This window comes from Paenibacillus lactis, from assembly GCF_017873605.1.
GTDB classification, from domain to species: domain Bacteria; phylum Bacillota; class Bacilli; order Paenibacillales; family Paenibacillaceae; genus Paenibacillus_AQ; species Paenibacillus_AQ lactis.
This window is the reverse complement of record NZ_JAGGKI010000005.1, coordinates 91,888-112,471: the sequence shown is the minus strand read 5'-3', so window position 1 is coordinate 112,471 and position 20,584 is coordinate 91,888. Positions and strand designations below refer to the sequence as shown.

The window sequence follows — 20,584 nt, the reverse complement described above, 5'->3', positions numbered from 1 at the left end:
AAATAACGCAAAAAACCGCACCCTAAGGGATAAGTGCGGCGATGTCTACGCGAAAAATACATAAACATGAACGCTACACTTCCCCACGCTAGCATGACCTAGATCGGGTAGTAAGGGTTAACGGCGGTCCTGCCGTTTCTCAGCACAAGGCACCCCTAGTACAGCAACACAAGATATGAAATTTTGCTTAGATGCCGGCCGGTCCAAGCTTTCGAAAGAGGGCGGCTTCTTACTTGGTAATTGTAACGTCTCGGCATCGAAAAAACAATGTCACTGCAGCAAAAAACCGCCATGAGGAGCTTTAATAGGCTTCCTGATGGCGGCTCTTGGTCTTGTTTCGCTTACTTGTAAACTTTCACGCGATCTTCAAGCGGAGCAAATTCCTTGTCCCCTGGCTCAGCAGCCGGCTTGCCGAATGGCATTTGTGCAATCAGCTTCCAGTTTTCAGGAATGTTCCATTCAGCTTTTACTTTTTCGTCGATCAGCGGGTTGTAATGCTGCAGGGAAGCACCCAGTCCTTCGGCTTCCAGCATTGTCCAAACGACGAGCTGAAGCATGCCGTTCGACTGATTCGCCCATACCGGGAAGTTGTCGGCATAGAGCGCAAAGTTTTGCTGAAGCCCTGCGATGACATCGTTGTCCTCGAAGAACAGCACGGTGCCATAGCCTGCGCGGAAAGAGGCCATTTTCTCAGCGGTGGATTTGAATGCTTGCTCGTCGCCCACCACTTCCTTCAGAATGCCTTCCGTAATATTCCACAGCTTGTCATGCTGCTCACCAAGCAGAACGACCGCGCGTGCGCTTTGGGAGTTGAAGGAAGAAGGCGTGTATTTCACGGCATCTTTCACGATTTCTTGGATACGCTCATCGGAGATGACGGAATCCTTGCTGATCGCATAGTAGGAACGGCGATTTTTAAGTGCGGTAAGGAAGTCTTTAGACATGTTGATAAACCCTCCTGAGTCATGGTTTGGATTGCATACGCCTGATAAAAAGATGTCCTATCATTCAAGCAAATATGCATTAAGGTGATCGCTGAAATATGTTGAATTATTATTCCTTAACAACTTACTAATTGTAAGAAATAATACTTCCGTTAGTATGTTATTATATCACATTGGTCATTGTCAACCCTGTGATTGAGAATTTATAGATGAAATACCCCGTGATTGGGAGCTAAAACAGGGGAAGGGATTTTTTATTTCCTATTTATAAGAGAGGGCGAGGAGAACAATGGAAGGATTGAGGACAACAACGGCTAATTTCTGCCAAGCTTCATATTATGAACAATTGATGAACAAATCATGCAAAGATTAATAATTTAATTGAGTTTGATTCTCAATTATACTTGTCGGTTGAGAATGAGGGTGATATAATGCTTATCAGAACGTAATTGATAATCAATCTCAATGAGAATGATAACTGAATTACGAGCTGACGAAATGATTTAGAGACATATGCATAGAAGGAAGAGCCATGAAGATCATTTACTTAGCCGCAGCCGTTGTGGCGCTTTCCATCGTCTCCTTATTTATCGGAGTCAAGGATATTTCGCCGCTGGACTTATTCTCCATGACGGAACAACAACAGCATATTATGCTCGTCAGCCGCTTGCCGCGTCTAGTCAGTCTAATTCTGGCGGGAGTCAGCATGAGTATCTGCGGATTGATCATGCAGCAGCTTAGCCGCAACAAATTCGTATCGCCGACAACGGCGGGAACCATGGATTCCGCAAGACTGGGAATTCTCGTTGCGATGCTCGTATTCACGACAAGCGGACCGCTTGTGAAAATGCTGGTGGCTTTTGTATTCGCTCTGGCCGGCACGTTTATCTTCATGAAGATCCTGGACCGGATCAAGTTCAAGGATGCGATCTTTATTCCGCTCGTTGGACTCATGTTCGGGAACATCGTAAGCTCGATCGCTACGTTCTTCGCTTATAAATATGATCTCATTCAGAACATGTCCGCATGGCTTCAAGGCGATTTTTCCATGATCATCAAGGGACAGTACGAACTTCTGTATATCAGCGTTCCGCTGGTCATTCTGGCCTACCTGTTCGCCAACAAATTCACGGTTGCCGGCATGGGTGAGGAATTCGCCACGAACCTTGGACTTCATTACCGGCGCGTCGTTAATTTGGGCTTGGTCATTGTAGCGCTGGTAACCGCATCCGTCGTGTTGACGGTCGGCGTGATTCCTTTTCTCGGTTTGATCATACCGAATATTGTAAGCCTGTATCTGGGAGACCATTTGAAAAAAAGCCTTTCCCATACCGCGCTGCTAGGGGCCGGATTCGTTCTGTTCTGCGATATCCTTGGCCGGATCATCATATACCCATACGAAATTCCGATCAGTCTGACCGTGGGCGTGCTCGGAAGCGGTATTTTCATTTACTTACTGATGAGGAGAAAGGCTTATGACTTATAGAGCCAAAATCGGCCTGCTGGCCGCGGTGGCAATTATCCTGGTGGCGGCCTTTCTGTTCATCGATCTTGGCGGCAGTTGGGATTACGCCTTCCCGCGAAGAATCAAGAAGGTGCTGGCCATTATTCTGACCGGCGGGGCGATCGCCCTGTCTACCACGGTGTTCCAAACGGTCACGAATAACCGGATTTTGACGCCGAGCGTCATGGGATTGGATTCTTTATATATTTTGATTCAGACGACAGTCATCTTCGTATTCGGTTCCTTTACGCTGTACAAACTGGGCAGCAACGCAAATTTCCTGATCAATGTCGGGGCCATGATTCTGTTCGCCGGCGTGTTATACCGGCTTCTGTTCCGGAGGGAAGGCAACAATATTTACTTCCTCCTCCTAATCGGCATGATCTTCGGAACCTTGTTCTCCAGCATGTCCTCCTTCATGGAGGTGCTGATCGATCCGAACGAGTTCCAATACGTAGCGGATAAAATGTTCGCCAGCTTTAACAATGTGAAGACCGATCTGCTGATCATGGCGAGCATTGTCGTTGCCGTTACGCTCCTGTACTTCGCAAGATTCACCAAGTATCTGAACGTGCTTGCGCTCGGGCGGGAGCAGGCGATCAACCTCGGCGTGAACTACGATTATGTTGTAAAGCGGCTGTTGATCGTCGTGGCAGTGCTGATCTCGGTTGCTACCGCGCTGGTGGGTCCAATCACATTCCTTGGACTGCTGGTCGTTAACGTTGCTTATGAATTTATGAAAACCTACCGTCATTCCTACTTGATATCAGCTTCCATACTGATCAGCGTCATCGCATTGGTTGGCGGTCAATTGATTGTAGAACGGGTGTTTACCTTCTCCACGACGCTCAGCGTCATCATCAATTTCATCGGCGGTGTTTACTTTATATACCTGCTATTAAAGGAGAGTAAAGCATGATCCAGGTTACGAACGTATCGAAAGTCTATGGCGGCAAAAAAGTCGTCGACAACGTGTCGGTTACGATCCCGAAGGGCCAAATCACGTCCTTTATCGGTCCGAACGGGGCCGGTAAGAGTACATTGCTGTCCATGATCAGCAGATTGACGGGCAAGGATAGCGGACAGATCATGGTGGACGGCAAAGAGGTCAGCCAATGGAAGAGCGGCGATCTGGCGAAGAAGGTTTCGATCTTGAAGCAGTCGAACCACATCAGCCTCCGCCTGACGGTACGCGAGCTCGTATCCTTCGGACGTTTTCCTTACTCCCAAGGCAGGCTGACGGCGGAAGATGAGAAGTATGTGGATGAAGCGATCGCGTATATGGAGCTTCAGGATATGCAGCATAAATACCTGCACCAGCTCAGCGGCGGTCAAACCCAGCGCGCCTACATCGCGATGGTCATTGCCCAGAACACCGAGTATATCCTGCTTGATGAACCGCTGAACAATCTGGATATGAAGCATTCGGTGCAGATTATGAAAATACTCAGAAAGCTTGTCACCGATCTGAACAAAACGATTGTCATCGTCATTCATGATATCAACTTCGCGTCTTTTTACTCCGATTACATCGTGGCGCTGAAGGATGGGGCGATCGAGAGCGAAGGCCGGACAGAGCATATTATTCAGAGCAACGTTCTTCGCGGCATCTATGATATGGACATTGAGATCGAAGAGATTAACGATAACAGAGTGTGTGTATACTACGCCTAACATAAGGTTGGAATATGTGTTCGGAGGATACGAGCCCGGAGCAGACCGCGAGAGGTGCGGTTCTAGCGAGTTCCTATCCGTCCGGACAGACCTGGCTGCCTTTTAGAAGGACGGCACGGTTCTATACGCCCTCTTTGTATTACAAAATCAACCAAATATTCAAAATACATGTATATCCATATTGTTCTTGATTACAGCCAGGAGGGATGAACGGTTATACATAGGATCATAACGTTGGGTAGGATAAGCTTAACCGGGCTTGACCAAAGGGTTGTATGCGACAAACATCAACGCATAAGCACGACATGAGGTCATAAACCATGTTTTACGAAATATAAAAAATCATTCAAACGGGGTGGAAGCAATGAAAAAATGGTTAGCGTTAGTTATGGTAGCAATGTTCACTTTTGTACTCGCAGCATGCGGACAGGATAAGGAGGCAACGGGAGCAGCCGGCGGTGATACGAACACGCCAGCTTCCGAGAAGATTACGATTAAGCATCAGCTTGGCGAAACGCCTGTGAAGAAGAATCCTACGCGCGTTGTCGTATTCGATTTCGGTATTCTGGATTCCCTGGATAAGCTCGGCGTAGAGGTGTTAGGCGTGCCGCAAGCGAATATTCCTTCGTACCTATCCAAATTCGAAGACAAGAAATACGAGAATGTCGGCAGCTTGAAAGAGCCTGACTTCGAAAAAATCAACAGCATCAAACCGGACCTGATCATCATTTCCGGAAGACAGCAGGAAGCCTATGAGGAGCTTCAGGAAATTGCGCCTACGATCTTCTTGGGCGTGGATACAAGCAAATACATGGAATCCTTTGAAGAGAACATGAACACGCTCGGACAAATTTTCGGCAAGGAAGCCGAGGTTGAGCAAGAGCTGAAAACGATTGAAGACAGCATTAAGGCACTGAATGAAAAAGCAACGGCAACAGGCAAAAACGCACTGATCATTCTTGCGAACGAAGGCAAAATCAGCGCATACGGACCAGGATCGCGCTTCGGCATCCTGCATGATGTGTTCGGATTTAAAGCGGTGGACAGCAACATTGAAGTAAGCACTCATGGTAAGGACATCTCGAACGAGTATATTGTAGAGAAAAATCCGGACTATCTGTTTGTCGTTGACCGCGGCGCTGCCGTAGCTACAGGAAACGGCGAATCCGGCGCTAAAGCAGTCGTGGAGAACGAGCTCGTCAATACAACGAATGCTGCGAAAGAAGGAAACATCGTGTACTTGGACCCTGACTTCTGGTACCTGTCCGGCGGCGGATTGACTTCCGTATCCGAAATGGTTAAAGAAGTAGACGCGGCCATCAAGTAATAGTGAGGACATGAAGACTCATTCATAATACAAGCTCAATTCAAAAGATGGCGGTACCGGATTATTCCGTGTCCCGCCATCTTTCGTTGTGTGCGCCCGGCATGGGCGATAACTCGGCGGTGAAAGTCCGCTACAGGCTTGGCAGTAGGAAATGTTAGCCAAGGGCAAGGGTGTCCGCCGCGAGGCGGAATCTGAAGAAAGCCGGAGGCAAACCCTCGGTCCGACGAACAGAATTTACATATAAGGCGCGGGGGTCCGGCTAAAGCTATGGTCTTGTCGTCCCTTCCCGTATGTTAGTTTCTTTGCTTTGGATCATCGATTATCGGATAATAAAGAATATGGCAGCATTCGTCGAATCAGGGTTTAAGTTGCAGGATGGCTGCAGTCTTGCAGGAAGACAGGAGGTTATATAGATGTTTCGAGATCAAATATACATCGGCGGACAATGGATCCGGACGGACAAGTCGATTGAGGTGTATAATCCGGCGGACGGCAAGGTGATCGGGACCGTGCCGAAGGCCGGCAGAATCGAGGCCGAACAAGCCGTGGATGCCGCGGCTGAAGCATTCGGGCATTGGTCGGGACTGACGGCCCAGGAGCGCGGGGATCTGCTTCGCCGCTGGTTTGAACGGATCAGCGAGCATACCGATGAGCTGGCGCGGATCATGACGATGGAGCAGGGCAAGCCGCTGAAGGAGGCGGCAGGGGAGATTGCCTATGCGAACAGCTTTGTCTCCTGGTATGCGGAGGAGGGCAAACGCATCTATGGCGAGACGATTCCCGCTTCGTCGAACAAGAAGCGGATTATCGTAACCAAACAGCCGGTCGGAGTCGTTGCTGCGATTACGCCTTGGAACTTTCCGGCCTCGATGATAACCCGTAAGGTCGCGCCGGCGCTGGCTGCGGGCTGCACCGTGGTCATCAAGCCTTCAAGCGAGACGCCGTTTACCGCCATCAAGCTGGTTGAGCTTGCGGAGCAAGCAGGCATTCCGGCAGGAGTGATCAACCTCGTGACAGGTCCCTCTGGTGAAATCGCGGAGGCGTGGCAGCAGGACGGCCGGGTGCGCAAATTGTCCTTTACCGGCTCGACCGAGGTCGGCAAGAAGCTGATGGCCGGGGCGGCCGCGAATGTGAAGAAAATATCGCTGGAGCTCGGCGGACACGCGCCGTTTATCGTGACGGCGCATGCTGATTTGGAGCAGGCGGCTTCGGGTTTGATCGCGTCCAAGTTCCGCAACGGGGGACAGACCTGCGTCTGCGCGAACCGGATTTATGTCGAGGAGCGAGTAGCTGAAGAGTTTGCGGAATGCGTTGCGCGGCTTGCTTCCGAGCTGAAGGTAGGTAACGGCCTGCAGGAAGGTACCGATATTGGACCACTCATTAACGAGGACGCAGTGGATAAAGTGGTGAAGCAGATTCAGGATGCGAAGGCGAAGGGAGGCATCGTGCTGACCGGCGGAAAGAAGCTGCCTGAGCTCGGCGGTCGCTTCGTGGAACCGACCGTCATTATGAACGCTACCGATGACATGGCGTGCATGCAGGAGGAAACATTCGGGCCGCTGGCGCCGATCACCACCTTCACCGCCATCGAGGAGGCGATTAAGCGCGCCAACAACAGTCCGTACGGGCTGGCGGCTTATGTATTCACGCAGCATCTCGGGGAAGCGGTGCGAATCGCCGAAGCGCTGGACTACGGCATCGTGGGCGTGAACGATCCCGTTCCGTCTACAGCCCAAGCGCCGTTTGGAGGCTTCAAGGAAAGCGGGCTTGGACGGGAAGGCGGGCATTACGGGATCGATGAGTTTTTGGAGGTCAAGTACATTTCGCTTGGTTTGTAGTTTGATGGCAGTGTAATTGCAGTTCATTTATGTTTATGATTTGTTCGTATATTGGCATTGGAGAACGGATCTAAGAAGGGCGATCCCCGTTGACGCTGCGGGATCGCCCTTATTGCCATGCATGATTTTATTTATTAGATGATAGCTGAATAACCTGGCCGGTCTCTGCGGATTCGTTCGCGGCCAGCGTCGCTTCAAGCGTCTTGAGGCCTTCCTCATAGGATGCCAGAACCAGGCTGGGATTTTTTTGCCGGATGGCTTCGACCAGCGCATCAGTCAGGTTTTTATAAAAGTTGGAGTTGCTGCGGTAAATCGTTTCCTTCCCCTTCTCGACAATGGACAGCGTCGTACCGTCGAGAACAAGGCGGAAATTCCGTCCCATGATTTCGACGCCTGTGCGATGGTCGAATTGGATGAATCCGGTTTGCATCTGTCCAAGCGCTCCGGATTCGAGCACGAACTGGATGACGCCGACATCCGGAATGTCCAGATCCGGGATATCCTTCACGAGAAGCAGATCCATATTCGCGTACAGATTGGTAATGTCGCCGCATAAATAGCGGACCAGGTCCAAGGTATGCGTAGATTGTTCCACGAGCTGGCCGCCCGATAGCTCTTTCTTGCGCCACCATGGTGTTGGTACAGGCACGGTGATGTAATGGGCGCGAACCATTCCGATTTTCTTGTCCTTGAGATAATCCTTTGCGATTGCAACCGTATCCAAATAACGCAAGCAATAGCCGGAAGCGGCAATAATTCCGCTGTCCGCGATGGCTTTCGCTTTGCTGCGGACAGCTTCGAGATCAAGTCCGAGCGGCTTCTCTACCATCAAATGAATGCCTTTCGCTGCCGCTCGCTCTTCCAGATCGCCGTGGCAGAACGGCGGGATGCAGATATACAGCACATCGAGCGGCTCCTGTTCGATCATGACGCTGCCGTCCGTATAATAAGCGGCTCCGTATTGCTCCGCCTGTGCCTTGGCGAGTGCTTCGTTGGAATCGCAAATGGCGGCGAGCTGCACATGCTCATGCTCGTGGAGATTTTTGATGTGTACGGCGCCCATCCCCCCGGCCCCGATTACGCCTGCTTTAATCATTGGCATTGATCACTCCTAGTGGTTAGGTTAACGTACCACACCCGTTCGGTACGTAGTCCTCGTGATTATATCCCTGATTTCCATATTATTCAACACGGTAATTTTCTCTTAATACCGGAAGACAGCCGATATAAAGCCATAGGAAGCATGGGGGCATTTAGGGATGCACGGATTCATGCACATGCCGGCTCAAAGCACATGTCAGCTTGAAGCACGCGCCAGCTGAATGCACATGCCAGCTGCATGCATATGCCAGCTTGAAGCACAGCCGGCTCGAAGCACATGCCAGCTCGAAGCACAGCCGGCTCGAAGCACATGCCAGCTCGAAGCACAGCCGGCTCGAAGCACATGCCAGCTCGAAGCACACGCCAACTCCACGCACATGCCAGTGCGAAACACATGCTAGCTCCACGCACCGAGCGTACGGTGACAAACTCAAGCTTTATGAGGCTGCCGTCTGTAATTACCCTTGCAATGCCCCTAGGATTAGTCCAATTCCTGCATGGTCACGGTCCGTCCCTGCTCCGATGAACGGTATGCAGCTACAGCAACCGCGAGTGCGTGTAATCCGTCCTCGCCGGTGACTGATGCTTCGGCTGCGCCGGAGGAGATGGCCGATATAAAATCACGGATCAGCTCGGCATCCATGCTGTCACCCCATGCATGATGGCGGTAGCCGGACTCATCGGTGTAGACGTGCAGCTTCTGGCTGGTCGCATTCACGCTGATCGTCCCCTGCGAGCCGATAATTTCCAAGGTAACGTCGCCCCAGGTCGGGTATTCCTTATTGCGGGACCAGCTGCAGTCTAGCGTCGCGAACACGCCGTTTTCAAATTCCATGGTCAGCATGCCGCAATCATCGATCGGCTTCTCCGAAATCAAATGGCCGACCTCGGCGTAGACATCCTTTACCTCTGCGCCGGAGATCCAGCGCATAATGTCTGCTACATGCACCGTATGATCGATGACGGCGCCGCCTCCGGAGAGAGCCGGGTCGATGAACCAGCCCCCGGGATTGCGCCCCCGGTTGGTCCCCTTCATGGCCAGGATGCGGCCTAATGCACCGTCATCCACCAATTGCTTGGCGCGGATGACCGTGGAATTATAGCGGACGGGGAAGGCGGTCTGCAGCAGCACCCCGCTTGCCTTGCATGCTTCAATCATCTCTTGGGCATCCGCTATATTGGTGGATAGCGGTTTTTCGCAGAGAACATGGACACCGGCCTTGGCAGCGGCAAGAGTATGCTCTTTGTGACGGGCATTCTCGGAAGTGACGATGACACCGTCAATGCCTTGCGCCAGCAGCTCCCGGTAATCCGGATAATAGGTCGTTCCGAAATATTCCGCATACTTGGCTCCACGCTCCGCATCGGTATCGGCGATTCCGGCCAGCTCCACGCCGTCAATCTGGAGCAGCGCCTTCGTGTAGCTGAATGCATGCATATGTGCAAAGCTTATAACGCCAATCTTCATGACATCACCCCTCTATATGAATGAGCACCGACTAAGGCTCCGGAATCTGCATCTATCAGAACCGGCTGACCGGAAGACATGGACGACAGTGCCGCCAGCGCGATGCGCAATGCCTCGAGCGCATCCTCCGCCGTGACCAGCGGGTCGCTTCCGTCCTGAATGCAGGACATGAAGTGGGCAAGCTCGCGGTAATACGGGCTCTGGGCGAGCGGGCTTTCCGGGACGATGACGCCCGGGACCGTCTCCGAACGGCGGCGCGATTTGTATACGATCGGGGTGTCCGTCCGGCTGTCGTAATCTATAACGCCCTTCGTTCCGGCTATTTCGAAATGCATGGAGAAGCCCTCATGGGCCCAAGTCCCTTCGACATGGGCGATGACTCCGCTTCGGAACCGCAGGGTCACGAGCGCATAATCGAGCTGGGCCTGATGGCGGCCGTGAAGCCCCTTGGCGTATACGCGCTCAACCTCGCCGAAGCACCAGCGCAAATAGTCGAAATCATGGATCATCGCATCGAGCGTAACGCCGCCGCTGGCGCTGAAGTCGCTGTACCAGTCATTCCAGCCGATCGGATAACCGCCGCCGCGGCCGGCCCGGATGACGGCTGGCTTGCCGATCGATCCCTGGTCCAGCAGCGCTTTGGCTTTAACATACTCCGGAAAGAACCGAAGCACATGCCCGACGAACAATCGAACCCCCTTCTCGCGGCAATAGCGGATCATGAATGCGGCATCCTCCGCGCTGCGGGCGATCGGCTTTTCGCAGATGACGTGTTTGCCGGCATCGGCCGACTTCACGACATATTCCTTATGGAGAGGGGTTGGCAGGCAAATGTCGATAACATCGATACCGGCAAGGCCAAGCTCCTGCACCGCTTCCTCGAAGGAAGGGAACGCTCGGGTGCTCCATTTGGCAGCCAGACCGCTCGCTTTGTCCGCCTGGATGTCCGCGATGCCGACAAGCTTCACGCCAGGCATCACGGCATAGGCTGAAGCGTGGGCTCTTCCCATGGTGCCCGCCCCGATAACTAATACACGTATCACTTCATACACTCCTTTATAGATGAGACCGGCGACGCTCTTGTCGGCCGGGCTCGTAAACCATGTGAACTACAATCAAATTTTCGGCAGAACAAGCCGCTTAACCGTTAACCCTTAATACCGTTCATCGCAATCCCCTCAATGAAATAGCGCTGAAGGAAAATGAACAGGATGATGATCGGAAGCGTGGCCATTACCGCGCCAGCCATCAGCAGCGGGTAATCGGTGGAATGCTGTCCCTGGAAGCTGGAAATACCGATGGAGAGCACCCGCATTTCCTCGGAGCTGGTCATGATCAGCGGCCACAGCAGATCGTTCCAGGATGCCAGTATCGTAAAGATGGCAAGGGAGACGAGCGCGGCCTTGGACAGTGGCAAATAGATGTTCCAGTAGATGCGGAAATAACTGCAGCCGTCGATTTTGGCGGCCTCCTCAAGATCCTTCGGCAGCGTCATGAAAAACTGCCTTAACAGGAATGTGCCGAAGGCGCTGAATATGCCGGGCACAATCAGCACGTAGAACGTATCGAGCCATTCGAACTCGCGCATGATGACGAAGCTCGGAATCATGACGACCTGCGATGGCACCATCAGCACGGCCAGCAGCGCGAGGAATATCGTATTTTTGAACGGGAACCGCAGGCTTGCGAAGGCATAGGCGGCAAGGGAGCACAGCACGAGCTGGCCGGCGGTTCGCCCGAGCGTGACTATGACCGTATTCAAGTAATACGTGCCGAAATCTATGCTGTCGATCACCCGGGCATAGTTATCAAAGCGCCATTCGGTCGGGAGCCATTTCGGCGGGACGGACATGGAGTCCGCGAACGATTTGACCGAGGTGGAGAGCATCCACAGAAAGGGCATGATCATGACCAGCGCGCCGACAGCTAACAGGAGATGGGCAGCCAGACGGCTCGTTTTATCGGTTCGGGTTGTCGTTTTCACGTCGTATACTCCTCCTCCCGTTATTGGTAATGAACCCAGCGCTTTTGGATATACATCTGGACCATCGTAATCACCAGAATGACAATGAACAAGATGAAGGCCTGGGCGGATGCATAGCCCATATTAAAGTACTTGAAGCCGTCCTCCCATATGCTGTATACGACCGTCCGGGTGGATTCGAGCATCGTGGCCTGCTGGTCCATCATGATAAAGATCAGATCGAACACCTGAAAGGAATTGATGAAGGACATAACCAGTACAAAAAACAAGCTTGGCGTCAGCAGCGGCAGCGTAATCCGGAAAAACTTATACAGCGTCCCGGCCCCGTCCAAGGAGGCCGCCTCGTAGTAGCTCCCCGAGATTCCCTGCAATCCCGACAGCAGGATGACGGCATTGTAGCCGATGCTGCTCCATACACTGACAAGGACGATGGAGAAGAGGGCGAATTTCTCATCGAACAGCCAATTCGGCTGCGGTAAATTCATCGCGCCCAGCACATAGTTAATCAAGCCGAATTCCGAGTTGTACAGCCATTTCCATACCATGCCGACCGCAATCGGCATCGTGATGACAGGGATGAAATACAGCGTCCGGTAGAAGACCATCCCTTTGATTTTCTGGTTCAGCAGCACCGCCAGCACCGTTGCCAGCGCGACGGACAAGGGGACCGTGCCGACGGTATACAGGAGCGTGTTCAGCAAGGATCCCGTAAACTTGTCGTCCTGCATCAGATTGACAAAATTGTCGATGCCGATAAACCGGGGAGAGGTCAACCCGTCCCATGCGGTAAACGACAGGAACAGCGATGCGGCGGAAGGAGCCATGTAGAACAGACCCAGGCCGAGCACCACAGGCAGGATGAAGACATAACCCCAGATGGCCTCGTTGATCGAAAGCTTGGAGGGCTTTCGTTTGGCGGACGTTCCCGGCGGATCCGTGGTGACTGTTACAGGAGAGCTCACAAGCAGCACCGTCCTTTCTTCATTCGTTATCGAGTAATTCGGATTAGCGAGTTGCTAGAAGAGCTGGTGTCACTTCATGATCAGAAAAGCCAATGAGCTCCTATTTCGTTTCGGTAGCCAAAATAGCGTTCATCTGATCCCCGGCATTTTTGAGAGCTTCTTCAAATGACTTTTTGCCCAGGAAGGCTGCCTGGATTTCCTTAACCTCGGCATCCTGCCATTCCGCGGTTTTCTGGGAAACGGGATACGGGACGGCAAAATCCAGACTGTCTACGAACACCTGCAGGTCCAAGGACGGAATCGATTTGAGCCAGCCTTCTTCCGTTCCCTTATAGGCAGGCATCGAGAAGCCCGATTTCGCCAGCAGCTCTTGCCCCTCTTTCCCGGACAGAACCTGGATCAGCTCCCAGGCTTCCTGCTCGACCTTGGTCTTTCCGTTGATCGCCCAGCTCAGGCCATGAACGATGGAGGCCTTCTCCTTGCCCGCCGGGAGGACCGCAACGCCAAGCTTGTCTCCAAGCAGCTCGTAGAGCTCCGGCGAATTGACCGAAATCCCCGGGAACATGGCGGCTTTGCCTGAACCGAACAGCTGGCGGGATTTCGTCTCGAGCTGCTGCTGAGCCGTAGGGGAATAGCCCTTATCGATCAAGCTCTGCTGCCATTTGAACGCCTCCAGCGCTTCCGGCGTATTGAAGCCGGAGGTTGTCTTATCCTCGGAGATGACGTAGCCTCCCGCTTGGGAGATATAGTTGTAATATCCGATTTGGCTGTCGATCGGGGCAATATAGCCGTAGATGCCGTTCGCCTTGTCGGTGAGCTTGGCGGCATTCTCTTCCAGCGTCTCCCAGGTCCAGGTTTCATCCGGGTAGGCAAGACCGGCCTTATCAAACAATTCCTTGTTGTAGTACAGACCGATGGAATCCTGGAAGTAAGGAAGGCCGTGGAGCTTGCCCTGATACGTATACATGTCGATCAGCGCTTCGTTATAGACCGAAGTATCCAGACCGCTTTGTTCAATGAGCGGGGACAGGTCTTTGATGAGACCCGAGGAAGCGTACGAGTGGAAGTTGGGACCGTTCATCCAATACACATCCGGGCCGCTGTTGCCGGCCAGGCTTGTTTTCAGCTTGGTCCAGTAATCCGCCCATGGCGTGTACGTCACCTTGACCTCGACATTCGGATGCTTCTGGTTGAAGATTTTGATCGATTGATCCAGCGTCTCCCGCACATTTTCATCCCACAAGGCGACATTGATCACTTTCTTGCCATTCTCTCCGCCGGACGCATTGCCGCCGCAAGCGGACAGAACGGCTGCGAGCATCAGGATTACGGAAAACAGGACCGCCATTCTTTTTCTCATCACATAAAACCTCCCTAAGGAACTTGGTTTGATCCAACACGTGACTCCAACTTGACGCTTGGCTTGAAAATGACTCCTCTTGCATTGCCCCCTTTATCTGTGATTAAAAAGTCATAGTTATTCCAGTGATCGAAAAAAGTTGACACAGGTATGCAATGTTTTGAGTGGAATAACGATGCTTCTGTTGCGAAAGATTATATATTTTGATTCAAAATATTTCAAGACAGCGGTTTCATTTTGTTTTAAATTATTTTTTTCACATTTTATGATGTCGCTGCTGCACCTGTGGAACTTGAGTTATTTTCGTTAATGGAATAAGTTTATAACAGATTCCCCGAAATGGTATAGTGTAACTAGCGCTTGATCCGCCAGCTCCCAGGGTACCAACCGGGAACGAAGCGATGATGAAACGAAAGAAAGGTTGAACTTGCTTGAACAATATGAAAAAAGGCGACCACAAGCTGATCCAGGCGCTGAATCGGTCCAAGGTGCTAAACAAGATAAGGACGGAGGGTCCGATCTCCCGGATCGACCTGGCCAAGAAGAACAACATCAGTCCTTCAACGGTGGCGTCCGCCGTGCAGGAATTAATCAAGGACGGCTACGTCGTTGAAATCGGAACCGGCTCCTCCAGCGGGGGCAGAAAGCCGATCCTGCTTCAATTCAATCCCAATAACCACTATCTGTTTGCGGTTGCGATCACGAATTCCCTCATCATTCTGGCGGCGATGAACCTGGAAGCGAGCATATTGAAAAAGGCCACTTTTCCGATCGACGGACTTCAGGGAAAAGAGCTCGTTGAGCGGCTCCTGCAGCTTACGGATGATTTTATCCGATCCTACGGCGGCGGAGGACAATGCGTTGGCCTATCCGTTACCGTGCCCGGAATCGTCAGCGATACTCAGGGCGTCGTCTACTACAACACCAAGCTGCGGATGGAGAACGTCCCGCTGAAACGGATCATGGAGGAGCAGTACGGTTTACGGGTATGGGTAGAGAACGATATGAACTCGGTGGCTCTGGCTGAGCGGCGGTTCGGCAATTATGCCTACTCCAACCTGATTTACATTTCGATCGGCGATGGCCTCGGATCCGGGATTCTCATTAACGATACCCTGCTTCGCGGCAAGCATGGAGGAGCGGGGGAGTTCGGCCATACCAGCGTGAACTGGAACGGCATCCGCTGCGAATGCGGAAATATCGGCTGCCTGGATACCAGCATCAGCTGGGTGGCGATCTATTCCCGCATCATAACGGCGATCGCTACGGGGCGGCCGACCTTGATCCAGGAGCTAAGCGGCGGCGACTATGCAAAAATTGACCCTTCGATGTACAAGGAGGCGCTTCGGCGCGGTGACCGCCTGGCGATCTCGATTAACGAGGAGGTGGCGGAGCATCTGGGTGCGGGCATCGTGAACCTTGTGAATATGTTTAATCCGGAGGCGCTTATTCTCGGAGGAGAAATGGCTTTGGGGAACGAGGAGCTGCTGGCGATGGTTCGCAACTATATTGGCCGGCATGCCATGCCGATCCTCGCGAATGACATGGTATTCGGGCTCGCCTCGCTGGGCGGTGACGACAAGCTGATCGGCGCAGCGGCCGTCCTGCTGCAAGATCTGTTCGGCTTCTCGCTGATCGAATCTTCGATTTGACAACGTTTCCATCAGCACGTAATCTTGGGGTACATGAATCTCAATCGGAAGGGGAGCTGACGAATTGGAGCAATATATACTGTCGCTGGATCAGGGAACGACAAGCTCGCGGGCGATATTATTTGACCGGAAAGGGCAAATCGTGCATTCCGCCCAAAAGGAATTTCCGCAGTACTTCCCTCAGCCGGGCTGGGTGGAGCAGAACGCCAACGAAATTTGGGGCTCGGTGCTTGCCGTGATCGCCACCTGCTTGTCGGAAGCAGGAGTCAAGACGGAGCAGATTGCCGGCATCGGCATCACGAACCAGCGGGAGACCGCGGTCATATGGGACCGGAAGACCGGTGATCCGATCTACCATGCGATTGTTTGGCAATCGCGCCAGACCGCAAGCTTGTGCGAGCAGCTGATTGCGGACGGACATGATTCGATGGTTAGGGAGAAGACAGGACTCCTGATTGATCCGTATTTCTCAGGAACGAAGATCAAATGGCTGCTGGATCATGTTGAGGGGGCCCGTGAGCGCGCGGAGCGTGGAGAGCTTCTCTTCGGTACGATCGACACTTGGCTCATCTGGAAGCTGTCCGGGGGCAAGGCCCACGTGACCGATTATTCCAATGCATCGCGGACGATGCTGTATAACATTCATGAACTGAAATGGGATGAAGAGCTGCTTGCGCTTCTCGATATTCCGGCCGTGATGCTGCCGGAGGTGAAGCCTTCCTCACAGGTATACGCGAACACGGTGTCGTATCATTTCTTCGGGCGCGAGGTTCCGATTGCGGGAGCGGCCGGGGACCAGCAGGCGGCGCTGTTCGGTCAGGCCTGCTTCTCGGAAGGGATGGTCAAGACGACTTACGGCACGGGCAGCTTCATGCTGATGAATACGGGGGATAAGCCCGTTAATTCCGAGCATGGCCTGATTACGACGATCGCCTGGGGCTTGGAAGGCAAGGTGCAGTACGCTCTGGAGGGCAGCGTATTCGTTGCCGGCTCCGCGATTCAGTGGCTGCGCGACGGACTCCGGATGTTCCGGGAGGCGAAGGATAGCGAGCCGTATGCACGCCGGGTAGATTCAACGGATGGCGTGTACGTCGTTCCCGCTTTCGTCGGACTCGGGAGCCCTTATTGGAACAGCGAAGCGCGCGGTGCTGTTTTCGGCCTGACGAGAGGCACGTCGAAGGAGCATTTTATCCGTGCAACACTGGAATCGCTCGCCTACCAGACGCGGGACGTGCTGTCTGTCATGATTGAGGACTCCGGGTACCGGATTCCGGCTTTGCGGGTGGATGGCGGCGCGGCTGCCAACACATTCATCATGGAGTTTCAGAGCGATATTCTGAACGTGCCGGTCGAACGGCCGGACATCCTGGAGACGACGGCGCTCGGAGCGGCCTATCTCGCCGGCCTTGCAGTCGGGTTCTGGAAGGACCAGGACGAAATCCGCAGTCTGTGGTCTGCCGGGCAGCGGTTCGAGCCGAAGATGCCGGAGGAGACCAGGGAGAAGCTGTACAACGGGTGGAAAAAAGCCGTTTATGCGACAATGGCTTTTCATTGACGGGAATTATGCTATAATAAATATTAAGTGAATACATGTCTGGAGACTTGGAGAGACCACTGGACACACAAAAACCCGGCAGACGGGGATATCGTTGTGTGTTTGTGGTCTCTTTTTTGTTGTCTTTTTAGTCGCCTCTAGATATTAGGAATTCAGGAATTTAGGGTATATAGAGCTCGGGTAAAACATACAGGGAGGGATCAGTTGTGAAGCATTTACGGACATTTTCAAGCCTGGACCGCAAGAAGCGATTCCGGGAGATGGATACCACGCATTACGAATTAATCGTCATTGGCGGAGGAATTACGGGAGCAGGCATCGCGCTCGATGCAGCAACCCGCGGCATGTCAGTGCTGCTGCTGGAAATGCAGGATTTTGCATCCGGCACGAGCAGCCGTTCGACCAAGCTGGTGCACGGCGGGCTTCGTTATCTGAAGCAGTTCGAGGTCGGAATGGTAGCCGAGGTCGGCAAGGAACGAGCGGTGGTTTATGAGAACGGTCCCCATGTCACGACGCCGGAATGGATGCTGCTTCCGATTCACCAAGGCGGCACGTTCGGCAAATTCAGCACGTCGATCGGGCTGATGGTGTATGATTTCCTCGCCGGCGTCAAGCGGGGAGAGCGGCGCTCGATGCTCTCCTCGGAGGAGACGCTGAAGAGGGAGCCTCTCCTCAAGCGGGACGGCTTGAAGGGCGGCGGATATTACGTGGAATACCGGACGGATGACGCCAGACTGACGCTGGAAGTCATGAAGGAAGCGGCGGCCAGAGGCGCGAACGTGTTCAATTATGTAAAGGCCGAATCGCTGAATTACGATGCGAACGGACGCATTACCGGCGTCACGGCCAGAGACATGCTCGATGGTGAGGTTCGGCAGGTGACCGGCAGTCAGATTGTGAATGCATCGGGGCCGTGGGTCGACCGCGTGCGGGAAATGGATAAATCCAAGAAAGGAAAAATGCTGCAGCTGACCAAAGGCGTGCATCTGGTGATCGATCAATCGAAGTTCCCGCTTCGTCAAGCCGTATACTTCGATACGCCGGACGGACGGATGGTGTTTGCGATTCCAAGGGATGGAAAGACATACGTCGGGACTACGGATACGGTATATAAAGCTGATCCCGCACGGCCGTTCATTACAATCCAGGACCGGGATTACATCCTTAAGGCGATATCATATATGTTCCCGGACATCAAGCTGTCTCCGTCCGACGTAGAGTCAGGCTGGGCCGGCGTTCGGCCGCTCATTCTGGAAGAAGGCAAAAGCCCTTCGGAAATATCCCGCAAGGATGAGATCTGGGAATCTCCGTCGGGGCTTATTACGATTGCGGGCGGCAAGCTGACCGGCTACCGGAAGATGGCGGAAACCGTCGTCGACCTTGTTGCAAAGCGTCTTCAAGAGAGAGGCGGCAAGTCTTACGGCGCCGGCATAACCCGTGAGCTTCCGATATCCGGCGGCAAGGTTGGCGGTTCCGCTCAATTCCCGGATTATGTGCGCATTCAAGCCGATCAGGGCGCGGCGCTTGGGATTGAACGGAAGCTTGCAGAGCAGTGGGCGAAAATGTACGGCTCCAATGTGGCAGAATTGTTCCGCTTGGCAGGGGAGGAAGCCGCGGGCACGGGAGCACAGGAGGAAGCGGAGGCGCTGCCGCTGTCGGTGCTCGTTCCGCTGCGGTATGCGATCGAGCACGAAATGGCCGTGAAGCCGGTCGACTTCTTTATCCGCCGGACAGGTTCATTGCTGTTCAATATCGAATGGACCAAGAGATGGAAGGAGCCGGTCATCGATTATATGGCTTCGTTACTCGGCTGGAGCAATGATGAGAAGGAGATGTACACTTTAGAGCTGCAAGAGGAGCTTGCCAGGGCGGAGCATGCCGCACCTTCCGAGGAGAGCGGGCTGGAAGCCGCGGCGGCTTCTGCAAGCAAGCTGTCATCCTGAATCCATCCCTAATGTTCAACCAGCTCCCGGGCGCGTGAAGCGGGAGTTGGTCTTGTTTTGATCGGTCAAGTTATAGAAGCATGGGCATCGGTGTGATATTCTATATACGTCGTCAAATATGAGAGGAGAGATCAACCGATGAACCACAAAGCGTATGAAGGCACGTTCCACGGCGAGCCTGCGGTATGGCTGCAGCACGGCCCTTATGAAGCGGCAATTTTGCCCGCAGTCGGCGGTAATCTTATAGCCTACCGGGATATCGAAAGCGGTTACCGGTTTCTGCGGGAGCCGGAAGCGGACGAAATGGAGTCGTTCAAGGAGAATCCCGGCGTACACGGAATCCCTGTCCTGTTTCCGCCAAACCGCTATGAGGACGGACGGTTCCCATGGAAAGGCAAGACCTATCAGTTTCCGGTGAATGAGGAGGCAACGGGCAATCATCTGCATGGCTTTTTACATACGACTCCGTGGTGGGTCGAGGAGTATGGCAGCACGGAAGCGGGCAGCTATGTCGTCGTATCGGTCAAGGTCGATGAAGACCATCCGGTATATGCGATGCTGCCTCACCGCTTCACCTTCCGTCTGCGCTACACGCTTAATCAAGACGGTCTGTCCCAGCATGTCTTGATTCGCAACGAAGGCGACAGCGACATGCCTTGCCTGCTCGCCTTCCATACAGCGATCATGGCGCCGTTTGCGCCAGGGAGCACGGCAGACGATGTGGTTGTCCGCATGACCATCGGCGAGCGTTGGGAGCTCAATGAACGCATGCTGCCGACCGGTCGCTTCCAGCCGCTGACTCCGGACGAGGAGAAGCTCCGCGGCGATGGAGTCAGCCCGTATTTTGCCGAGATGGACAATCATTATACGGCTGCTCAGCAAAACGGGAGAAACCGCATGGAGCTGACCGATACGCGCATCGGCAAAACATTCGTATACGATGTAGGCACTTCCTATAAGCAGTGGATGGTTTGGAACAACAAGGCATGTGGGAAGTTTTTCTGTCCGGAGCCGCAGGTCAACCTCGTCAACGCGCCGAATGTGGATCTGCCGGCCGACGAAATCGGCCTGTTCGGGCTGGCGCCGGGCGAGATCTGGGAATCCACCTCGCGCTTATACATGAAGAACTGATCGACAAGACTTTCAATCGAGTGAAAAAAAGCGTATTGGAACCACCCGGTTTACGGGTTGACATGTCCGTACGCTTTTTTTACAGCTGGCCAATATGGCGCGTTGTCCGAGTCCCGCGATAATCGTCGGGCAGCAGCAGCG

The 20,584-nt window shown here is 53.3% G+C and carries 16 protein-coding genes and 1 riboswitch; of the genes, 9 read left to right on the top strand and 7 right to left on the bottom strand.

The annotated features are described in order from the left end of the window. Positions 1-63: 63 nt before the first annotated feature. Positions 64-167, bottom strand: a riboswitch (TPP riboswitch). 174 nt (positions 168-341) lie between these two features. Further along, positions 342-944: a nitroreductase family protein gene (locus tag J2Z18_RS11410; protein ID WP_028405360.1), complete on the bottom strand. Its 603-nt coding sequence runs from the start codon at positions 942-944 to the stop codon at positions 342-344. A 532-nt stretch (positions 945-1,476) separates the two neighbouring features. Here J2Z18_RS11410 and J2Z18_RS11405 point away from each other — a divergent pair. The 5 genes from J2Z18_RS11405 to J2Z18_RS11385 all read left to right on the top strand — a co-directional run bounded on the left by J2Z18_RS11405 (position 1,477) and on the right by J2Z18_RS11385 (position 7,287). Continuing rightward, positions 1,477-2,430: an ABC transporter permease gene (locus J2Z18_RS11405; RefSeq protein ID WP_007132170.1), complete on the top strand. Its 954-nt coding sequence runs from the start codon at positions 1,477-1,479 to the stop codon at positions 2,428-2,430. Beyond that, on the top strand, positions 2,420-3,367 hold the full coding sequence (locus J2Z18_RS11400; RefSeq protein WP_007132169.1) for an iron chelate uptake ABC transporter family permease subunit: 948 nt from the start codon (positions 2,420-2,422) through the stop codon (positions 3,365-3,367). Before J2Z18_RS11405 ends, J2Z18_RS11400 begins: the two co-directional genes overlap by 11 nt. Further along, positions 3,364-4,122, top strand: a complete 759-nt coding sequence (locus tag J2Z18_RS11395; protein WP_028405359.1) for an iron ABC transporter ATP-binding protein — start codon at positions 3,364-3,366, stop codon at positions 4,120-4,122. Before J2Z18_RS11400 ends, J2Z18_RS11395 begins: the two co-directional genes overlap by 4 nt. A gap of 364 nt (positions 4,123-4,486) precedes the next feature. After that, on the top strand, positions 4,487-5,449 hold the full coding sequence (locus J2Z18_RS11390) for a siderophore ABC transporter substrate-binding protein (RefSeq protein ID WP_144869136.1): 963 nt from the start codon (positions 4,487-4,489) through the stop codon (positions 5,447-5,449). A 413-nt stretch (positions 5,450-5,862) separates the two neighbouring features. Beyond that, the gene (locus tag J2Z18_RS11385; RefSeq protein WP_144869133.1) at positions 5,863-7,287 is read left to right on the top strand and encodes an NAD-dependent succinate-semialdehyde dehydrogenase; all 1,425 of its coding nucleotides are present in this window, start codon (positions 5,863-5,865) and stop codon (positions 7,285-7,287) included. A gap of 127 nt (positions 7,288-7,414) precedes the next feature. Here the strand turns inward: J2Z18_RS11385 and J2Z18_RS11380 are convergent, their stop codons facing one another. The 6 genes from J2Z18_RS11380 to J2Z18_RS11355 all read right to left on the bottom strand — a co-directional run bounded on the left by J2Z18_RS11380 (position 7,415) and on the right by J2Z18_RS11355 (position 14,162). After that, positions 7,415-8,383, bottom strand: a complete 969-nt coding sequence (locus J2Z18_RS11380; protein WP_144869142.1) for a Gfo/Idh/MocA family protein — start codon at positions 8,381-8,383, stop codon at positions 7,415-7,417. Positions 8,384-8,869: 486 nt separating this feature from the next. After that, entirely contained in the window at positions 8,870-9,856 is a 987-nt protein-coding gene (locus tag J2Z18_RS11375; RefSeq protein ID WP_144869130.1) for a Gfo/Idh/MocA family protein, read from the bottom strand. After that, entirely contained in the window at positions 9,853-10,899 is a 1,047-nt protein-coding gene (locus J2Z18_RS11370; RefSeq protein ID WP_007132163.1) for a Gfo/Idh/MocA family protein, read from the bottom strand. Before J2Z18_RS11370 ends, J2Z18_RS11375 begins: the two co-directional genes overlap by 4 nt. A 104-nt stretch (positions 10,900-11,003) precedes the next feature. Next, entirely contained in the window at positions 11,004-11,840 is an 837-nt protein-coding gene (locus J2Z18_RS11365) for a carbohydrate ABC transporter permease (protein ID WP_007132162.1), read from the bottom strand. Between the two features lie 20 nt (positions 11,841-11,860). Then, positions 11,861-12,802 carry a carbohydrate ABC transporter permease gene (locus J2Z18_RS11360; RefSeq protein ID WP_210094717.1) on the bottom strand — a complete coding sequence of 314 codons (942 nt, stop codon included), beginning with the start codon at positions 12,800-12,802 and terminating at the stop codon, positions 11,861-11,863. Positions 12,803-12,902: 100 nt separating this feature from the next. After that, positions 12,903-14,162: an ABC transporter substrate-binding protein gene (locus J2Z18_RS11355; RefSeq protein ID WP_028405352.1), complete on the bottom strand. Its 1,260-nt coding sequence runs from the start codon at positions 14,160-14,162 to the stop codon at positions 12,903-12,905. Positions 14,163-14,602: 440 nt separating this feature from the next. On the opposite strand from J2Z18_RS11355, the gene J2Z18_RS11350 reads away from it, so the two are divergent. From J2Z18_RS11350 to J2Z18_RS11335, 4 genes are all read left to right on the top strand, one after another. Beyond that, positions 14,603-15,814 carry an ROK family transcriptional regulator gene (locus tag J2Z18_RS11350; protein ID WP_245255968.1) on the top strand — a complete coding sequence of 404 codons (1,212 nt, stop codon included), beginning with the start codon at positions 14,603-14,605 and terminating at the stop codon, positions 15,812-15,814. 64 nt (positions 15,815-15,878) lie between these two features. Beyond that, positions 15,879-17,369: a glycerol kinase GlpK gene (glpK, locus tag J2Z18_RS11345; protein WP_210094715.1), complete on the top strand. Its 1,491-nt coding sequence runs from the start codon at positions 15,879-15,881 to the stop codon at positions 17,367-17,369. Positions 17,370-17,629: 260 nt separating this feature from the next. Next, the gene (locus J2Z18_RS11340) at positions 17,630-19,312 is read left to right on the top strand and encodes a glycerol-3-phosphate dehydrogenase/oxidase (protein ID WP_083832668.1); all 1,683 of its coding nucleotides are present in this window, start codon (positions 17,630-17,632) and stop codon (positions 19,310-19,312) included. A 138-nt stretch (positions 19,313-19,450) separates the two neighbouring features. After that, positions 19,451-20,443: an aldose 1-epimerase gene (locus tag J2Z18_RS11335; RefSeq protein WP_007132156.1), complete on the top strand. Its 993-nt coding sequence runs from the start codon at positions 19,451-19,453 to the stop codon at positions 20,441-20,443. Positions 20,444-20,584 lie beyond the last annotated feature (141 nt).

What these genes read in the sequence shown, in the direction of transcription:
- J2Z18_RS11405 (WP_007132170.1), top strand. Translation starts at nt 1,477, where the DNA reads ATGAAGATCATTTACTTAGCCGCAGCCGTTGTGGCGCTTTCCATCGTC.
- J2Z18_RS11375 (WP_144869130.1), bottom strand. Translation starts at nt 9,856, where the DNA reads ATGAAGATTGGCGTTATAAGCTTTGCACATATGCATGCATTCAGCTAC.
- J2Z18_RS11395 (WP_028405359.1), top strand. Translation starts at nt 3,364, where the DNA reads ATGATCCAGGTTACGAACGTATCGAAAGTCTATGGCGGCAAAAAAGTC.
- J2Z18_RS11340 (WP_083832668.1), top strand. Translation starts at nt 17,630, where the DNA reads ATGGATACCACGCATTACGAATTAATCGTCATTGGCGGAGGAATTACG.
- J2Z18_RS11385 (WP_144869133.1), top strand. Translation starts at nt 5,863, where the DNA reads ATGTTTCGAGATCAAATATACATCGGCGGACAATGGATCCGGACGGAC.
- J2Z18_RS11380 (WP_144869142.1), bottom strand. Translation starts at nt 8,383, where the DNA reads ATGATTAAAGCAGGCGTAATCGGGGCCGGGGGGATGGGCGCCGTACAC.
- J2Z18_RS11390 (WP_144869136.1), top strand. Translation starts at nt 4,487, where the DNA reads ATGAAAAAATGGTTAGCGTTAGTTATGGTAGCAATGTTCACTTTTGTA.
- J2Z18_RS11350 (WP_245255968.1), top strand. Translation starts at nt 14,603, where the DNA reads ATGAAAAAAGGCGACCACAAGCTGATCCAGGCGCTGAATCGGTCCAAG.
- J2Z18_RS11410 (WP_028405360.1), bottom strand. Translation starts at nt 944, where the DNA reads ATGTCTAAAGACTTCCTTACCGCACTTAAAAATCGCCGTTCCTACTAT.
- J2Z18_RS11335 (WP_007132156.1), top strand. Translation starts at nt 19,451, where the DNA reads ATGAACCACAAAGCGTATGAAGGCACGTTCCACGGCGAGCCTGCGGTA.
- J2Z18_RS11400 (WP_007132169.1), top strand. Translation starts at nt 2,420, where the DNA reads ATGACTTATAGAGCCAAAATCGGCCTGCTGGCCGCGGTGGCAATTATC.
- J2Z18_RS11355 (WP_028405352.1), bottom strand. Translation starts at nt 14,162, where the DNA reads ATGAGAAAAAGAATGGCGGTCCTGTTTTCCGTAATCCTGATGCTCGCA.